This window comes from Pseudomonas sp. PGPPP1 (genome assembly GCF_002255865.1).
Taxonomy (GTDB): Bacteria; Pseudomonadota; Gammaproteobacteria; order Pseudomonadales; family Pseudomonadaceae; genus Aquipseudomonas; species Aquipseudomonas cremoris.
This window is the reverse complement of record NZ_NKIG01000006.1, coordinates 121,064-137,223: the sequence shown is the minus strand read 5'-3', so window position 1 is coordinate 137,223 and position 16,160 is coordinate 121,064. Positions and strand designations below refer to the sequence as shown.

The 16,160-nt window shown below is 61.2% G+C and carries 12 protein-coding genes; 1 reads left to right on the top strand and 11 read right to left on the bottom strand.

Features of this window, described 5'->3' with window-relative positions; all coding sequences use genetic code 11:
- Positions 1 to 341: 341 nt before the first annotated feature.
- The 9 genes from CFE47_RS10230 to CFE47_RS10190 all read right to left on the bottom strand — a co-directional run bounded on the left by CFE47_RS10230 (position 342) and on the right by CFE47_RS10190 (position 11,367).
- Positions 342 to 1,436: a sigma-54 interaction domain-containing protein gene (locus CFE47_RS10230; protein WP_286836696.1), complete on the bottom strand. Its 1,095-nt coding sequence runs from the start codon at positions 1,434 to 1,436 to the stop codon at positions 342 to 344.
- A 110-nt stretch (positions 1,437 to 1,546) separates the two neighbouring features.
- Positions 1,547 to 2,368, bottom strand: a complete 822-nt coding sequence (locus CFE47_RS10225) for an ABC transporter ATP-binding protein (RefSeq protein WP_286836694.1) — start codon at positions 2,366 to 2,368, stop codon at positions 1,547 to 1,549.
- Positions 2,369 to 2,382: 14 nt separating this feature from the next.
- Complete coding sequence (locus CFE47_RS10220) at positions 2,383 to 3,153, bottom strand: ABC transporter permease (protein WP_286836692.1); 771 nt, start codon at positions 3,151 to 3,153, stop codon at positions 2,383 to 2,385.
- Positions 3,154 to 3,162: 9 nt separating this feature from the next.
- Positions 3,163 to 3,969, bottom strand: a complete 807-nt coding sequence (locus CFE47_RS10215; RefSeq protein ID WP_286836690.1) for an ABC transporter permease — start codon at positions 3,967 to 3,969, stop codon at positions 3,163 to 3,165.
- Positions 3,969 to 5,015, bottom strand: coding sequence for an ABC transporter substrate-binding protein (locus CFE47_RS10210; protein WP_185710133.1), 1,047 nt, complete (start codon positions 5,013 to 5,015; stop codon positions 3,969 to 3,971). Before CFE47_RS10210 ends, CFE47_RS10215 begins: the two co-directional genes overlap by 1 nt.
- A gap of 76 nt (positions 5,016 to 5,091) precedes the next feature.
- Positions 5,092 to 6,147: an ABC transporter substrate-binding protein gene (locus CFE47_RS10205; protein WP_286836687.1), complete on the bottom strand. Its 1,056-nt coding sequence runs from the start codon at positions 6,145 to 6,147 to the stop codon at positions 5,092 to 5,094.
- Between the two features lie 333 nt (positions 6,148 to 6,480).
- Positions 6,481 to 8,310 (bottom strand): ABC transporter ATP-binding protein, encoded by a 1,830-nt coding sequence (locus CFE47_RS10200; protein WP_286836685.1) that lies wholly within the window; start codon positions 8,308 to 8,310, stop codon positions 6,481 to 6,483.
- Complete coding sequence (locus CFE47_RS10195; RefSeq protein ID WP_286836683.1) at positions 8,303 to 10,084, bottom strand: ABC transporter ATP-binding protein; 1,782 nt, start codon at positions 10,082 to 10,084, stop codon at positions 8,303 to 8,305. Before CFE47_RS10195 ends, CFE47_RS10200 begins: the two co-directional genes overlap by 8 nt.
- A 110-nt stretch (positions 10,085 to 10,194) precedes the next feature.
- Positions 10,195 to 11,367: an LLM class flavin-dependent oxidoreductase gene (locus CFE47_RS10190; RefSeq protein WP_286836681.1), complete on the bottom strand. Its 1,173-nt coding sequence runs from the start codon at positions 11,365 to 11,367 to the stop codon at positions 10,195 to 10,197.
- A 319-nt stretch (positions 11,368 to 11,686) separates the two neighbouring features.
- Here CFE47_RS10190 and CFE47_RS10185 point away from each other — a divergent pair, with 319 nt between their 5' ends.
- Positions 11,687 to 12,421, top strand: a complete 735-nt coding sequence (locus CFE47_RS10185) for a class II aldolase/adducin family protein (protein ID WP_286836679.1) — start codon at positions 11,687 to 11,689, stop codon at positions 12,419 to 12,421.
- Positions 12,422 to 12,470: 49 nt separating this feature from the next.
- Here the strand turns inward: CFE47_RS10185 and CFE47_RS10180 are convergent, their stop codons facing one another.
- A complete protein-coding gene (locus tag CFE47_RS10180) occupies positions 12,471 to 13,526 on the bottom strand; it encodes an ABC transporter substrate-binding protein (RefSeq protein WP_286836677.1) in 1,056 nt (351 codons plus the stop codon).
- A 52-nt stretch (positions 13,527 to 13,578) separates the two neighbouring features.
- Entirely contained in the window at positions 13,579 to 15,789 is a 2,211-nt protein-coding gene (locus tag CFE47_RS10175; RefSeq protein ID WP_286836675.1) for a TonB-dependent receptor, read from the bottom strand.
- Positions 15,790 to 16,160 lie beyond the last annotated feature (371 nt).

Here is a 16,160-nt window from a genome sequence, read left to right as displayed (position 1 = left end):
CTGCGATGGCGGGCTGTCTGTGTACATATCCGTTGCTGCGGTAATGGCTACTTAGGGTTCCGCTCTTACAGCGGGTCACTTTTGGAAAGGCCCAAAAGTAACCCATGTGGTTGTCCCGTACACGCCCCAACACTCGGTGTCTCGCCTAGGCTCGACATGCCCGAACGCAGGCTTGAATCCGTGGGCCGCCGCGATGGGCCATCCTTGGCCCAGCGCGGCTAACCCGGCGTCCTGCCGGGTTACCCACGGATTCAAGCCTGCGTTCGGCCAGCGTGTTTGACGGGGCGACTGAGATCAAGATCAAGTGCAAAGCAAAGCAAAGCAAAGCAAAGCGTCTGCTCTCAGGATTTTGCGGCTTCCAGGCTTGCGCTGCGTGGGGACTGTGCCAGAACACCGATTTTTTCCAGGCGGGCGCGGACGATGTTGCGGCTGATGCCGAGGATTCGGCCGGTTTGCAGTTGGTTGCCGTGGCAGAAGCGGTAGGCCTCGCGGAACACGGTTTCTTCGATGTGTTCGTAGAGGTTGGGCAGGTTCTGTTCGAACAGTTTGGCCAGGGATTCTTCCAGGCTGGCGGGTGTCTGGTTGGGGGCGCTCAACAGCGGTGAACTGGTAGGCGCGCGCAAGCCGTGGTTGCGCATGTCGACCAGGTGCAGGTCTTCCGGTTGTACGCGTTTGTTGAGGCAGACCAGCAGCGCGTGGTGGATGGAGTTTTCCAGTTCGCGAATGTTTCCTGGCCAGCTGTGCTCCAGCAATTTTCGTTCGCATTCCGGGCTCAGGGTTGCGCGGTTGTAGCCCAGGCGCTGGCAGTGTTCTTCAAGGAAGAATTCCGCCAGTGGCAGGATGTCGCCAGGCCGTTCGCGCAGGGGCGGCAGGCGGATGGTTGCGACGTGCAGGCGGTAGAACAAGTCCTCGCGAAAGTTGCCGGCCACCACTGCATCGGCCAGGTTGACGTTGGTGGCGGACACCAGTCGTACGTTGATCGGGATCGGGGTGCGTGAGCCCAGGCGCACCACTTCGCGCTCTTGCAGCACGCGCAGGAGTTTGACCTGCATGTTCATCGGCAGGTCGCCGATCTCATCGAGGAACAGCGTGCCGCCCTTGGCCGCTTCGAACCAGCCTGCCTTGCTGCTGGTGGCGCCGGTGAAAGCGCCTTTCTCGTGGCCGAACAACTCGCTTTCCACCAGGGATTCGGCGAACGCGCCGCAGTTGACTGCGACGAAGGGCTCGTTGCGCCGCTCGCTCAAGTTGTGGATGTGTCGCGCCACCAGTTCTTTGCCGGTGCCGGTTTCGCCCATGATCAGCGCGTTGGCTTCACTGGGTGCCAGGCGCTCGATGCGGTTAAGCAACTCCAGCGAACGGGGGTCTTTGAAAACCAGCACGGTCGCACGAACCGACTTGGTCAGCTCGCGTGCGTGAGGGTGTGTGATCAGTGCCATGGTGCTGTTCCTGTCGCTAAGACCGCTGAAGAATCATGCACGATTTTCATATAGATTAAAAAATTCTAAATTCGTCTTTAGGTATGCGTAACAGGTATATGCGATGCGCTTTAAAAGGGCTGTTGCGCCTCGATGTGATCACTGCCGACCAGTTCCGTCAGCAGTTCATCCTTGAGGGCCTGCAAGCGCGGTGAATGGCGTTCGCGAGGGTGGGGCAGGTCGACCTGGATCTCGTGCTTGATGCGCCCTGGGCGAGCGTCCATGACAATTACGCGGTCGCCCAGGTACAGCGCCTCCTCGACGTCGTGGGTGACCATGATCATGGTGCTGCGCTGTTGCACCCATAGGCGCTGCAGTTCCCGTTGCAGGTGCACGCGGGTCAATGCATCGAGGGCGCCGAACGGCTCGTCGAGCAGAAGTATTTTCGGTTTGTTGATCAGCGCCCGTGCGATCGCCGCACGTTGTGCCATGCCACCGGACAGTTGGTGCGGGTAGGCGTTTTCGAAGCCCTGCAAATTGACCAGTTGGATATGCTCGGCCACCAGCCGCGCCTTTTCTTTTTTCGCCAGGGGATGGTTTTTCAGCGCGACGGCGATGTTCTGTTCCACGGTTTTCCACGGAAACAATCGGTGGTCCTGGAACACGATGCCGCGCTCCAGGCTGGTGGCATCGATACGTTCGCCGTCGAGCAAAATATCGCCGCTGTACTCGGCTTCCAGACCGACAATCAGCCGTAGCAGTGAAGACTTGCCGCAGCCGCTTGCGCCGACGATGCTCACGAATTCGCCGGGTTTGACCGACAGGTTGATGTCCTGAAGCACTGTCAAGGGCTTGCCTTCGATACTGTAGTGCTTGCTCAGCCCACGGATTTCCAGGGAGCCCGGTGTCTGTACCGTGTGATCCAGCCACTGTTGCTTGAGTGATGCGTTCATGTTTGATCCAGCCTTCAACGAAGATCGCGCCAGCGCAGCAAGTGCCGGCTTAGGCGCGAAAACAATTGGTTCATGGCATAACCCAGCAAGCCAATGCAGAGCACGCCGATCACCACCACTTCCATGCGTGAACCTGCCTCGGCGTTCATCATGAGGTTGCCCAGGCCATCACCGGTCGACAAAAACAACTCCGCCCCTACCGAACTCACCCAGGCGAATGCCAGGGCATGCAACACGCCGTTGGCCAGGGAAGGCAGGGCGCTGGGCAGCAGGACTTGGGTCAGTTGCTGCCAGGGTCCGAATTCGAAGATCCTGCCGACTTCGCGGTAACGCGGTTCGATATGGCTAAAACCTTCGTAGGTGTTGAGCGTCATCGGGTAAAACGCGGCGAGGCTGACGATCAGTACCTTGGCCCCCTCACCACTGCCGAACCACAGCGCGATCAGCGGGATCAGCCCCAGGATCGGTACCTGGCGCATGATGTGGTACAGCGGCCCGAACACACGCTCGACCAGCGGTGACAGCGCCATGCCGGCGCCGACGACGATACCCAGGGCCACACCCAGCAGCAGGCCGATGCAGGTGCGTTGCAGGCTGGCCAGGGTGCTGATCAACAGGGCGCCGCTGTCGACCAGGTCTACCAGGCCCTGGCCGATAGTCTCCAGCGGCACGAATGCATACGCCTGAGCGGCGCCTTGGCGCGAGGCCAGTTCCCACAGGCCGATCAGTACCACCGGCAGTAACAGGCCACGCCCGCGACGCAGCAGGTGAATCAAGGTGTGCATGTGCTCCTCCTAACGGGTTTTCCAACGGAACAGGCGCTTTTCCAGCAGCCGGAAGCCGTAGTCGAGGGTGAAACCGATCACGCCGATCACCACCACGCCGACCATCACGATATCGATGCGCATCATCTGCCGCGCCATCTCGATCATCTGTCCCAGGCCACTGTCGGCCGCCAGCAACTCGGCCGCTACCAACACCATCCAGGCCCGGCTCAAGCCGATGCGTATTCCCGTGAGGGTCGGTGGAGCCGCCGCCGGGAATGCGATATCCAGGAGCAAATGGCGCAGCGGTAGGCGGTAGATACGGCCCACTTCGAAGTAGCTGCGGGGGATCGCCTTGATCCCTTCGCTGGTGGCCAGTGCCACGGGGAAAAACACCGCCTTGGTGACGATCAGGACCTTGAAGGTTTCTTCCACGCCAAAGGCCAGGATGAACATCGGGATCAAGGCAATAGACGGGATCTGCCGCATCGTGTGGAACAGCGGCGAACAGTACACCTCGACGGTTTTCGACAAGGCCAGGACCACCCCGAATATGAGCCCGGCACCGGCACCGCAGGCGAAGCCGATACCCAGGCGCGCCAGGCTGTACTGGATGTGTTCCCACAGCTCGCCGCTGCGCAGCAGGTCCTTGAAGGTGTCCCACACCACGGCCGGAGGCACCAGTAGCTGCTCTGAGTAGCGGCCCGACTGTGCCACCCAAGTCCAGGCCAGCAACACCAGCAACGGTGATACCAGCCAACTGAGTGGGCTTAGCCGTAGCCAGGCGCGGTGTTTTGACGGGCGTGGTAGCACCACGGCAGTGGGCAGGCTGCTCATCAAATGGCCAGCCTGGTCTTGTCCAGCACTGACTCCAGCGGGCGCGGGTCTACCCAGGCACGCACGTCAAAAGCATGGTCGATAAAGTGGTGGCGATGCAGAAAATGCGTCAGGTCCTGCAAGGCGAGCAGGGACTTTTCTTCAAGGCGAGTGACCAATCGGCGATGGGCGTCCTCGCCGTAGGCGGCGGCGACGAAATACTCACTGGTGTTCAACTCGCGGGCCAGGAAACGCCGGGTCTCATCTGCGTGGCTCCAGGCCCACTGTTCGGCGCGCAACACGGTCTCGACGATCAACGCGGCCGCGTCGAAATGCTCGTCGAGCATGTGCTGGTCCACCGTCAGGGTGCGCGGTGTGCCGATGTTGCTGCGAATGATCGGGTCCGGGTGCGAGCCGGTGTCGACTACCACATGTAGCCCGAACTCGTAGACCAACTGCACGGCATGGGCACCCTTGGCGAAGATCGCGTCGATATCGCCGCGCAGCAAGCCGATCAGCTCGTTGTTGCGACGGCGGTTTTTCAGTGCGATCTGCGCGCCGAACACGTGCTGGATGGGTTCATCGCTGTGGGTACCTCCGTAGGGGTAGTCCACCAACTCCACATCGGCGATATCCAGCCCCTCCAGTTGCAGGGCATTTTCCAAGCCGCGCAAGGCCTGGGCGCGGCCGAAATCGATCTGCATGTTGGCCCATTTGGGAATGCCGAAACGCCGGTTGCGCAAGTCCCGGGTGGTTTTCACCCCGCTTTCCTGGGTGGTCAGGATCAGTTGTACTTCGTCGCTCCACGACAACCCCAGCACGCGAGTGCTCTTGCCGCTGGCCTTGGCCCAAATGGCCGGTGTGTTGCCGCCGTGACGGACCGAGTTGTCGAGGTGGTGGTCGAAATGTGCCTCGCGTACCTCCCTGTCGGAAGACTCGCGCAAGCCTTGGATATTGGTGCCGTACGGGCGAAAGGCTTCGGCCAGGCGGCCGGATTCAACGGCGATGCCCAGTCCCGTGGGTACCGGGCTGTGGGTGTACCAAAGCGTATCGAGAGGTTTACTCATGCAGGTAGTCCAGACATGTCATGGCGCAAAAAATTGAAACGGGCAGGGGCCGCAGCCCACTGCCCGGGGCAATGGGTCAGCCGGTACGGGTGGCGACCAGGCTGCGCAGGGTTTCCAGCGGCCGCGGGTCGATCCAGTCGTTGACGGAGAACGTCGCCGGGATGAAATTCCAGCGGTGCAGGAAGTTCGTGAAGTCCTGCACGCCGTTGATCGAGCGCTCATCGAGGTTGGTGCGCAGGCGCTGATGCGCGTCGCTGCCATAGGCGGCGGTGACCCAGAATTCGCTGCTGTTGGTTTCGTGGGCGAGGAAACGGCGAGTATCCTGAGGGTGAGTCCAGGCCCACTCTTCGGCGCGCACCACCGACGACAGGATGGCCACGGCGGTGTCGTAGTGCTGGTCCAGCAGGTTGCTGTCGACACTCAACGTGCGCGGCGTGCCGTTGTTCGAGCGGATCAGCGGCTCGGGGTGCGAGCCGGTGTCGATCACCGTGTGCAGGCCGAACTGATGGGCCAGTTGGGCGGCATGGGCACCCTTGAGGAAAATTGCGTCGACCTCGCCCCGCAACAGGCCGACCAGCTCGGCGTTCTGGCCACCGCTGCGGCGCCCGCCGAAGTTGGCCACGCCATCAACCACTTGGGTGGCCTCATCGCTGAACGTGCCACCGTGGATGTAGTCCACCAGCTCAACATCCTTGACCTCCAGGCCTTCGAGCCGCAGGGCGTTTTCCAGGCCGCGCAGCGCTTGTGCGCGGGTGAAGTCGATTTGCGCGTTGACCCAATGGGGTAGGCCGAACTTGCGGCCCTTGAGGTCCTTGACGGTTTTCACGTTGCTGCCGGGCAGGCTCAGGATCAACTGGACCTCATCGGCCCACGACAGGCCGATCACCCGTGTGTTGCGTCCGCTGGACTTGGCCCAGATCGCGGGGATATTGCCGCCGTGGCGTACCGAGTTTTGCAGGGTATGGTCAAAGTGCGATTCGCGCACGGATTGCTCACTGGACTCACGCAACGACTGGATGCGTGTGCCTTGTTGTTCAAGGACTTCTTCCAGCCAGCCTTTTTGTACAGCAATGCCCAGGCCGGTTGGCACGGGGCAACGGGTATACCAGAGGGTTTCGAGGGGTTGTGACATCGGGCTTTCTCCAAAGCAATCAGGGTCGACAGGTCCAGCTGTTGATCTCTGGTTGCAACGGGCATGCCACGCGGCTGTGGGCCCTGATTTACGGGGCTTTGTACGTATGTTTGTGGGGTGTGTCCGGCTGCGATTGCTGCTGTAGCAGCAATCGATCAGCAAGGGCGTTGGGGCGTCAGCAGCAATCGGCTGCCTGTGGGTGTATTGATGTCGGCAACCCACGGTCAAAAAATGTGGGAGCTGGCTTGCTCGCGAATTCGGTGTGCCAGGCGCCAGAGCGGTTGACGGGGCGCCCAGGATCAAAAGCAAAAGCAGTGCAAATGTCAGAGATACCTAGGCCGGGGTAAGCGCATGCTCGTAAGTGCGATACAGCGCAGCGTAGGTCCCTTCGCGGTCTAGCAAGGTGCCATGGTCCCCCAGCTCGATCAGTTGCCCATTGCGCACGACGGCGATTCGGTCGGCGTCGCGGATGGTGGCCAGGCGGTGAGCGATGATGATCGCCGTGCGCCCTTCGCACAGGCGGCGCAGGGCTTTCTGGATGCGTCGTTCGGTATGGATGTCGACGGCCGAGGTGGCTTCATCGAGCACCAGCACGGCTGGGTCGGCGAGGAAGGCGCGGGTCAGGCACACCAACTGCCGCTGGCCATGGCTGAGGTGAGCGCCGAGCGCGCCGACCTCGGTGTGATAGGCCTTGGGTAGTCGCTCCAGTACTTCATCGGCGCCCAGTGCGTGGGCCGCCGCGATCAATTCTTCATCGCTGGCTCCTGGGCGGGCCAATCGCAGGTTGTCGAGGATGGAGCCGCTGAACAGCACGTTGTCCTGCAACACCACACCGATATTTTGGCGCAGGTGCTGCTGGGTCAGGTGCCGGATGTCGATGCCATCCAGCGTGACCGCGCCGTGCTGCACTTCGTAGAACCGTGTGAGCAACTGCACCAAGGTGCTTTTGCCATGCCCTGACGGGCCGACAATCGCCAGGACTTCGCCTGCAGGAATGCGCAGCACGAAATCGTCGATCACAGGCTTTGCGCCCGATTGATAGGCGAACGTCACGTGTTCGAAATTCACCGCGCCACGGGCTTTTTCCAGGGCGACCGGGGTGCTGCTGTCGAGGATTTCCGGCTGCGTATCAAGCAGCAGGAAGATCCGTTGTGCCGACGCGGAGCCGGTGGCATAGCGTTCGAACAGATCCGACAGTTCCTGCAACGGGCCGAGGAACAGCATGACGTAGAACAGGCTTTCGGCGACTTGCCCGACCGTCAGTTGGCCTTGCGCCAGGCCATAGGCCCCGAGCATCAGCAGCACTGCCATGCCTAGTGTCGCGAGCAGCCCGGTGAACGGTGCAAACCAACCGGAGCGCAGGTTGCCGCCAATCAATGCCTCGTTGAAGTCTTCCAGCAGGCGTCGATAACGCAGGCGGTTGGGTTGCTGTTGCACGCACTGTTGGATCATGCGCGCACCGGCCACGGTTTCCACCAGATGCGCGGTGAAACGGCTGCGGTTTTCCGCGACCTTGGCCCAGGTGCGCTGGGAGATTTTCTTGAAACTCCAGGTGGCAAAAAACAACAGCGGCACGATGGCTGCGAGACTGAAGAAGAACACCGGTGAAATCAGCCACAACATGATCGACGCGACGCTACAACGCAGCAAAGCACCGAGCAGCTCCGGCGGGCCCTGGATCAGCAACGCTTCCAGGCTGTCGACGTCGCGGTCTGCGCGCGAGATGATCCGCCCAGCCTTGGTCCGGTCGAAGTAACCGATGCTCAGCGCCTGTACATGGTTGAACACCCGCACACGCAGGGCGTTCAGCACCTGAATCGCTGCGCTGCCGGCGATGTATTGCGAAACGCCGGCCAGTACGAAACGTGCGCCCCAGGTGGCCGCCAGACCCAACCCCAGCAGACCGAGCAGTGTCGAATCCAGCAGCCATGTGTTGCCGTGTTGAACCAGGCCACGGTCGAGCAGTTCGCGCACAAACCAAGGGCGTAGGAACACGGCGAACACCAGCACCAGTTCCAGGGCGATCACCGCCAAAATGCGTGAACGCACCGGGCCCAGCAGTGGCAGCAGGCGACTGAACATGCTGCGATCGAGGCCTTTCTTGGCCAGCGCCTCTTCGATTTCGATGTCGCTGAGGGCTTTGCCGGGCAATGGATTAGTCATGTTCGACTCCCAGCAGCTCGCGGTAGAAGCCATTGCGCTCGACCAGTTCGGCGTGGGTGCCGCTGTCGGCGATGTGCCCGTCGTTGAGTACCAGGACGCGGTCCGCCAACTTGATGGTCGACAGCTTGCTGGAGACGATCAATAGGGTGGTGGTATGCCCATCGCCTTGCAGCAGATGGCGAATGTTATGGATCACCCGGCGCTCGGTGAGGGTGTCCAGCGCGCTGGTGGCGTCATCCAGGCAAAGAATATCGGGGCGCGCCAACAGGGCTCGGGCCAGGTTGATGCGTTGGCGCTGGCCGCCGGACAGCGTCACGCCACGGTCGCCGAGTGCGGTGTCGAGGCCATGGGGGAGGCGTTCCAGCACATCCTCGGCGCAGGCCAGGTGCAAGCCCCTGCGCAGGGTTTCGTCACTGGCTTCGGGTGCGGCCAGGCGCAGGTTGGCGGCGAGGGTATCGGAAAACAGGAAGCTCTCCTGCGGCACCACCTGCACGCGGCGGCGCAGCGCGTCGAGGTCGAGCGAGCGCACGTCCTGCCAGCCCTCGCGGCTGGAGCCGAGCATCACCGCCCCACGTCGGGCGTCGGCCAGGCGTGGCAACAGGCTCGCCAGCAGGCTTTTACCCGCACCGGTCGAACCCACCAAGGCTACGACTTCACCAGGCTCCAGGGTGAAACTGCAATTGCGCAGGATGCTACGGCCACCTCCGGGTGCCTGGACGGTCACCTGCTCAAAGCGCACACCCAAAGGGCGTGGCGACAGGGCTTGAGTGCCGCTCTGGATCGCCGGCTGGGTATCGAGCAGTTGCCAGATCCGCTCGGCGGACGCGCGGGCATCGGCGAACACCTGCATCACACGGCCAATACCTTCGATGCGAAACACCAGAGTGGTCGCGATCAGCAACGAGGTCACCCATTCACCGATACCCAACTGCCCGTCGCGAACCAGCGTGGCGCCATAGATAAAGATCCACACATGGCCGAGTGCAACGATGACCTGCGGTAACGGAATGCGTGAACTGGCAAACGCCAAAGCAAGGCGCGCCTGTTCGGCAAAAAACGCCACTTGCTGGCTGAACCGCTCAATACGTCCAGCCTCCAGCGCAAACGACTTGATCACCCGCACACCGCCAATGCCCTCGCTGAGGTTCTGGTTGACGCGGTCGTAGGCGGCGCCGACTTCACGGTCCAGGATCAGCAATCGCTCGGTCTGGCGCACGAAAATCCACAGCCCCAACCCGGTCAGCAACAATGGCATCAGCGCCAGCCAAGGGTCGTACCAAGCCAGCAGGCCGACAGTGGCCAGCAGGATCAGCGGGGTTTCCACCAACTGGCGCCAGAAGCTGATCAGGGCATCGCGCAGCTTGTCGGCATCACGCGTGGTGCGGCTGATCATCTCGCCCATGCCATGTTCCCAGTGATAACCCAGGTGCAGGTTCTGTACTTGTACCAGGATGCGTTCGCGCAGGCGTGTCAACAGCGCCTGGCTGAGAATCAGCGACAACACCCCGCCAGCGTACTGGGCCACACCGCGTACCAGCGCCACGGCGAGCAGCGCCCACAACCAGAACCAGGCGCGGTGAGCATCCAGGCTGCCGTCGGCGATTCGGGTGACGGCCTGGCCGCTGTTGACTTCATTCAGCGCATGCCCGATCAGCCACTGCTGGAGCGCCAGGCCTGCGCTGACGACGATGAACAACAAACCGGTCAACACAAAGCGCCCAGGCATTTCGCGATAGATAAGGAGGCTGCGTAGCAGCGGGTAGTGCTTGATCATGGATTCGCTTCTGAAAAGACGCCAAGCGTCGGAGCCGAGTTTTTGGTCTGGCGTTGATTTTGATCCTGGGCGCCCCGCCAACCACGCTGGCGGAACGCAGGGGGTGTCAGCTAGACACTGCTCAGCTTGATGGGCGTGACCGGTGCCAACTCCCTTGCCACAGGGCGCTGGTGAACCAATGGCAATACTTCCTGGCCAATACGCAGCGCTTCTTCCAGGTGCGGATTGCCCGCCAGAATGAAGGTCGAAAACCCCGCGTCCCGATATTCCACCAACCGCTCTGCGACGTTTTCATGGCTGCCCACCAACCCAATTGTCGGTCCAGGCTTGGCCTTGCCGAACCCTGCCCAAAGGTTGGGCCCGATGATCAGGTCTTCAAAGCGCTGGGAATTCTGGTGATACGCCGTCTGACGCGCCGCGCCCACCGAATCCGAGCCACTGGCAAAACCCTTGATGAATTCACTGGTCTTGGCATCGATACGCTCGTACTGGCGCCGCAGCTCCGACCACGCAGCCTCTTCGGTCTCGCGGGCGAACAAGTCGATGCGAATCCCAAAGCGCACTTCACGGCCTTGTTTGTCCGCCAGTTCCCGCACCCGCTCCATGTGCGGCTTGAGCTTGTCGATCGGCTCCGCCCAGTTCAGATACACATCGGCATGCCGTGCCGCAACGTCCAGTGCCGGGTCGGAAAAGCCGGAGAAGTACACGCTGGGTTTGCGCTCCTGGGTCAGGCCACGCGGCAGCGAGCCGTTCTCCAGTTGATAGATGTCGCCTTTGTACGAAAACGAGTCGTTCTCCCACAGGCCCTTGATGATGTCGAGGAATTCGCCGGTGCGCTGGTAGCGCAGGTCGTGTTCCAGAAAGTCGCCGTTGGCGCGCTGTGACGCCGGGTTGCCGCCGGTGATGATGTTCCAGTCCAGGCGCCCACGACTCAGGTTCTGCAAGATCGCCGCTTGCTGGGCGGCGTAGGCGGGCAGGGTCCAGGTGGCCTGGAAGGCGATCAGGAATTTGATCCGGCGGGTCTCACGCGCCAGGGCTGCGGCGGCAATCCACGGCTCCGGGCCGGTAGGCAGCAGGGCGCCTTCGAAACCGGCGATTTCGGCAGCCTTGGCCACTTGGGCGATGTAGTCGATGTAGGTGAAGCCATCCGGCTCACCGTTCGGCAGCCGGCCGGGCGCTATATTGCCGGCGCGGTGAGTCGCGCTGCCACGGGTGTTCTTGTCGGTAGCCAAGTGGTGCCCGTCACTGCCCAGGGGCAGGCGCCAGAAAAATTCGGTACTCATTGCAAAACTCCAGGTTCAAAAAACTCGGGCCTGTCGGGACGAGAGCCGCGTTATCGGAGCATTTGCAACGGCTGTGCCAAACGCCTGGAGCCCAGCGGGGCTGGAGTTGCAGGGCACAGAGAGGCGCGACTGCTGATGTAGCAGCAGTTGATCAGCAGGTCATGCTGGTGTTGCAGCAAAATTGTGCGGGCCTTCGTTATTTATCGTTAAAAAGTCATTTAAAACAGATGCTTATGCAGGTGGCACAGGAAATGCTCTGTCGCATGTCATGCCAGGCCTGCGGTCCGGCATTCTCAATCGATTAGCTGGAGTGTTTGCCATGACTCACGTGTTGACTGCCGAACAACTGACCTACCTGGACCAGGCCAAGCGCGATTTTGCCAAGGCTTTCCGCGTGTTGAAAAACACGCGCACCCTGACTGCCACCAACACGTTCCAGGCTTACCTGCGTGTACCTGAAACCCGCCTGGTGATCGCCTTGCATGCGCCTGGCCCGTGGGCTGACGACGAGGAGATCCGTGCAGTGGTCGCCGACTACGACGGTGAAGTGCACCTGGACGAATCCATCGCCGGCAGCTCGCCCCTGAGTGGCAGGAAAGCCGGTGGCAACGGCAAACGCTACGCGAAGGTCTTCGCCGAGCGTCCGGAGGTCAACCTGGTGATCCATGTGCACACGCCATGGCTGGGCGGCTGGGCCAGTGCGCACCGGGTATTGCCGATCCGTTATGCCGCGTCGCAGCGCGTGACGCTTGCCCGTGAACTGCCGATCTACGTGGACCGCCGTCAGCCGGAACCGGAGTTCATCATCGAGAGCCTTGAGCGCAACCCGCACCTGCAGGCGATTCTGGAAGCCAACGGTGGCGCGACCTTCTGGGGGCCGGACATCCTCTCGGTGGCCAAGCTGATTCTGCTGATCGAAGAAGGCGCCTGGTTCCAGGGCCTGGCCGAAGGGCTGGGGGGCTCGAAGGAGTTCGGCCCGGGCGTGATTGAACAGCAATGGAACATGACCGGCCTGTGGGAACAGGGCAAGAAGCTGCTGGAAAACGCCGCCTGAATTGCGCGGTGCAAGACCCACCCGCGGGGTGGGTCTCACCGCCGCTGGTTTACTTCCACTCACCTTCCAGGTTCAAGTCCTTGAGGCCCTGTTCGACGAAGCGGTTATCGAGCAGGTCATCGACCTTGACGTCCTTGCGGATCAGCTTGGCCTGTAGGCTATAGGCGATTCCATCCTGATAATGCTGGCGCAGTGAGGCGTTGATCAGCGGGCTGAAATGATCTTTCCAGGAATCTCCCTCCACTTCCCGCAATAGCACGCTCTGCGGCTGTCCAGAGCGCGACAGCAGCTCGATGTATTCAGCCTTGTGTTGCTCCTCCGACGCCCATTTCAACGCTTTGAGATAGGCATCCACCACCAGTTGGGTAACTTCCGGCTGCTGGGCCACAAAGTCGCTGGCACCAAACAGTTCGGCGCGCATCTTCCAGTCCGCTGGTGCCTCTTTGCTGGACCAGATGATCTTGCCGACCTTTTTGTCTTCCAGCAGATAGGCATCGCTCAAAGTGAAAAAGCCATCCACCCGACCGGCGCTAAGCGCCGCGCCGCCCGCCTGTGGGTTGAGGTTGAAGATGCGGAAGTCATCAAAGCCGAGCTTGCGTGATTCCAACAATTTGGCGAACGACAATTCCCAAGGCCGCCCACGGTGCAGGGCGATGCGCTTGCCTTTTAAATCATCGATGGAGGTTGCCGTGGAGTCGGGCGGCACCACCAGGTACACGTTGTTGCCCAGGCCGCCTGCCGCCAGCAGTTTGGTCGAAATACCCGAGGCGTTGAGGATGATGGTCGGCAAGTCGCCATAGAACGCAAAGTCGATGCGCTTGTTGGCGAACTCTTCATTGACGAAGGTACCCACCGACGCGGTCGCGGCCGGTACCCATTGCAGTTCTATGCCGCGTTTGGCCAGTTGCTCCTTGAGCCAGGGGTCCTTGTCCATCAAGTAGGTGGGGCCGTTGAAGGTGGTTATGCCCGCGTTGGAAAACGCCACAGTGGCGATACGCACGGTTTTCAAGGGCTCGGCGGCCAGGCTTAACTGGCTGCCGAGCAGCCCGAGCACCAAGGACGCCGGCATCAGCAGCCGAGTAGACAGCAAACGTGAAAGCTTCATGAAGGTTCGCCTTATTGGGCAGTGGCCGACGATGGTCGGCCACCAGGGTTGATCAGAATCGGCTGGTCAGCGACAGGCCAAAGGTGCGTGGGTCGCCAAACATCACGCCCGCGCTTTGGAAACCGCCCGGCAGGGTGTGGCTGCGGTACTGCTTGTCGGTGAGGTTGTGTACATAGGCGGTGATCTCGGTTTTATCGCCCGGCAGTTCATAGGTCAGCCGTGCATTGCCAAGGGTGTAGCCGCCACTGCGCATGTTCTGGGTTTGATCGTTGGTGAAAAAGTACTGGCGGCTACGGGTGTCCCAGTCGGTACCCACGACCACCGCGCCGCCTACATTCAGCGGGATGCGGTAATCGGCACCGAGCACCGCCGATACGTTTGGCGCGCGCACAAAGTTGTTGCCCGAGTAATCGTTGGGTCCGGAGGTGTAGTCGGTGAACTCGGTGTGCAGCAAGCCGAGGCCGAAGTTGACGTGCAGGTTGTCCAGCGGGATCGCCTCCAGTTCGAATTCGGCCCCGTAGGCTTCGCCTTGCGCACCGTTGGCCAGGCGCGAAACGGTCTGGTTGTTGACGGCCGTCACGATGTTTAGCTGGATGTCCTGGTAGTCGTAGTAGAACAGGTTGGCGTTGGCGTTCAGGCGGCCGTTGAACCACTCGGACTTGAACCCCAATTCGTAGGCGGTGAGGTATTCGGGGTTGACCGTGGCCACCGTCGATTGAGTGGTGACACCGGCGTTATAGCCGCCGGAGCGGAAACCCTTGGAGTAGCGGAAGTACACCCGGGCGTTTTCCGACAGCTTGTATTGCGGGGTGAGGTCGTAGGTCCAGTCGCTCCAGGTGTTGCTCTCGTCCTGTACTGCGGTGACGCCCAGCGGCGAGGTGACCGTGCCCGGGTTCCACCAGTCGCCAGCACCAAAGGTAGCCGGTCCCACGCTGGCGACTCGGTTCAGGTCGATGGACTTACGCTCCTGGGTCCAGCGCAGACCGCCGGTGAGGCTGAAGTCGTCGGTGAAGTTGTAGGTGACGCTGCCGAATACCGCGTAGCTCTCGGTTTTTTGGTTGTACGCGGTGCGGTTGTAGCTGCGGTTGATGTAGGTGTTGTTCAGCGTGCCGTTGGCGTTTTTGGCATCGAGGTCTTCGTTGAAGTAATGCAGGCCAGCTACCCAGTTCAGGCGGTCGGTGCTGGGGGAGGCCAGGCGAAACTCCTGGGAAAACTGGCGGCTGTCTGCATAGCTGTAGCCACGTTGCAGTTCCAGCGGGGTGCCGTCGCTGTCGCCAAGGGCGTCGCGCTTGAACGATTCGAAAGCGGTGATGGAGGTCAGTTGCAGGCCACCCAGCTGCCAGATCAGGTTGAGGTTGCCACCGTCCTGCTCGACGCTCGCGGTGTTCTTGGCGTTGTAGTACACGTCGCCTTGCTTGGGGTCGACGTGGTAGCCGAACTGGTTATTCCCGTTCAGCCCGGTGCCGTAGTTCACGGTGCTGGAGCTGCCGGTGTCGTGGTAGCGGCGGCTGTGGAAGTTGACGTTGGCTTCCAGGTCATCCGACAGCACAGCGAGCAATTGCAGGCGGATCGCATCATCTTCCAGCGCGCCGCGATCGTTGCCATTGGCCTTGTTCTCGTTATAGCCGTCGTTGGCCTGGTGACGGATCGACACCCGAGCGGCGAGCTTGTCGTCTACCAGCGCACCGCCGATCGCACCTTCTACGGCGCGGTTGGCGTAGTTGCCCACGTCCAGCTTGTAGTAGCCGTCTTCCTTGAAAGTCGGTTTTTTTGAAATGAAGTTGATCGCGCCGCCCGTGGTGTTCTTGCCCCACAAGGTGCCTTGGGGCCCGCGCAGCACCTCGACACGGTCCAGGTCGAACAAGGGGAAGCCGGTGGCGCTGATATTGGAGATGTACACATCGTCCATGTAGATCCCCACCGGGCTGACGGTGTTGGCGCCCTGGTCGCCGGTGCCCAAGCCGCGAATCCACCAGCGTGGTCGGCCATGGCCATCGGTGGTGCCCGCCGAGGCGTTGGGAATGTAGCGGGTGATCTCATTGGCGGAATTCAACGACGCCTGGCGGATTTTATCGCCGCTCAACACCGAGATCGGCGCAGGCACTTCCTGCACGGTTTCTTCGCGCTTCTGGGCGGTGACGGTGACTTTTTCCAGGGTTGACGTGTTGCTGGTGTCGAGGGTTTCTTCAGCCTGGGCTGTGCCGAGGTAAAGACTCCCCAGGCTGACGGCCACGGCCATGGATACGTGTGTGCGCTTGAACATAGTGCTCCCCATTGTTGCTTTTGAAGAGAGATCAAAAAGCTCTCGAAAGGCTAACGTCGGGTCTGTGTGGCAGCCCGTTTAAGGGGGTATCGCAACAAACGTACCGAAAATGACAATGATCGAAATAAAACGTAAGCATCTGAAAAATATGCAAAAAATATAGTGATTGAGGAACTGCTGTATCGTTTTCGAAAGACGGACTGCTGGCCAGGAAGCACCTGCTGGGAGGCTGCTGCTACAGCAGCACTCGCTTGTAGTGAGCGGGCTTGTCGAATCGTCGCACCGCCCCCCAAGGCGGGCGGTGCGACGAGTCGACAAGCCCGCTCATTACACATCGCGATGGGTTGATAGCGGTCAGGCATTGGTCGGTT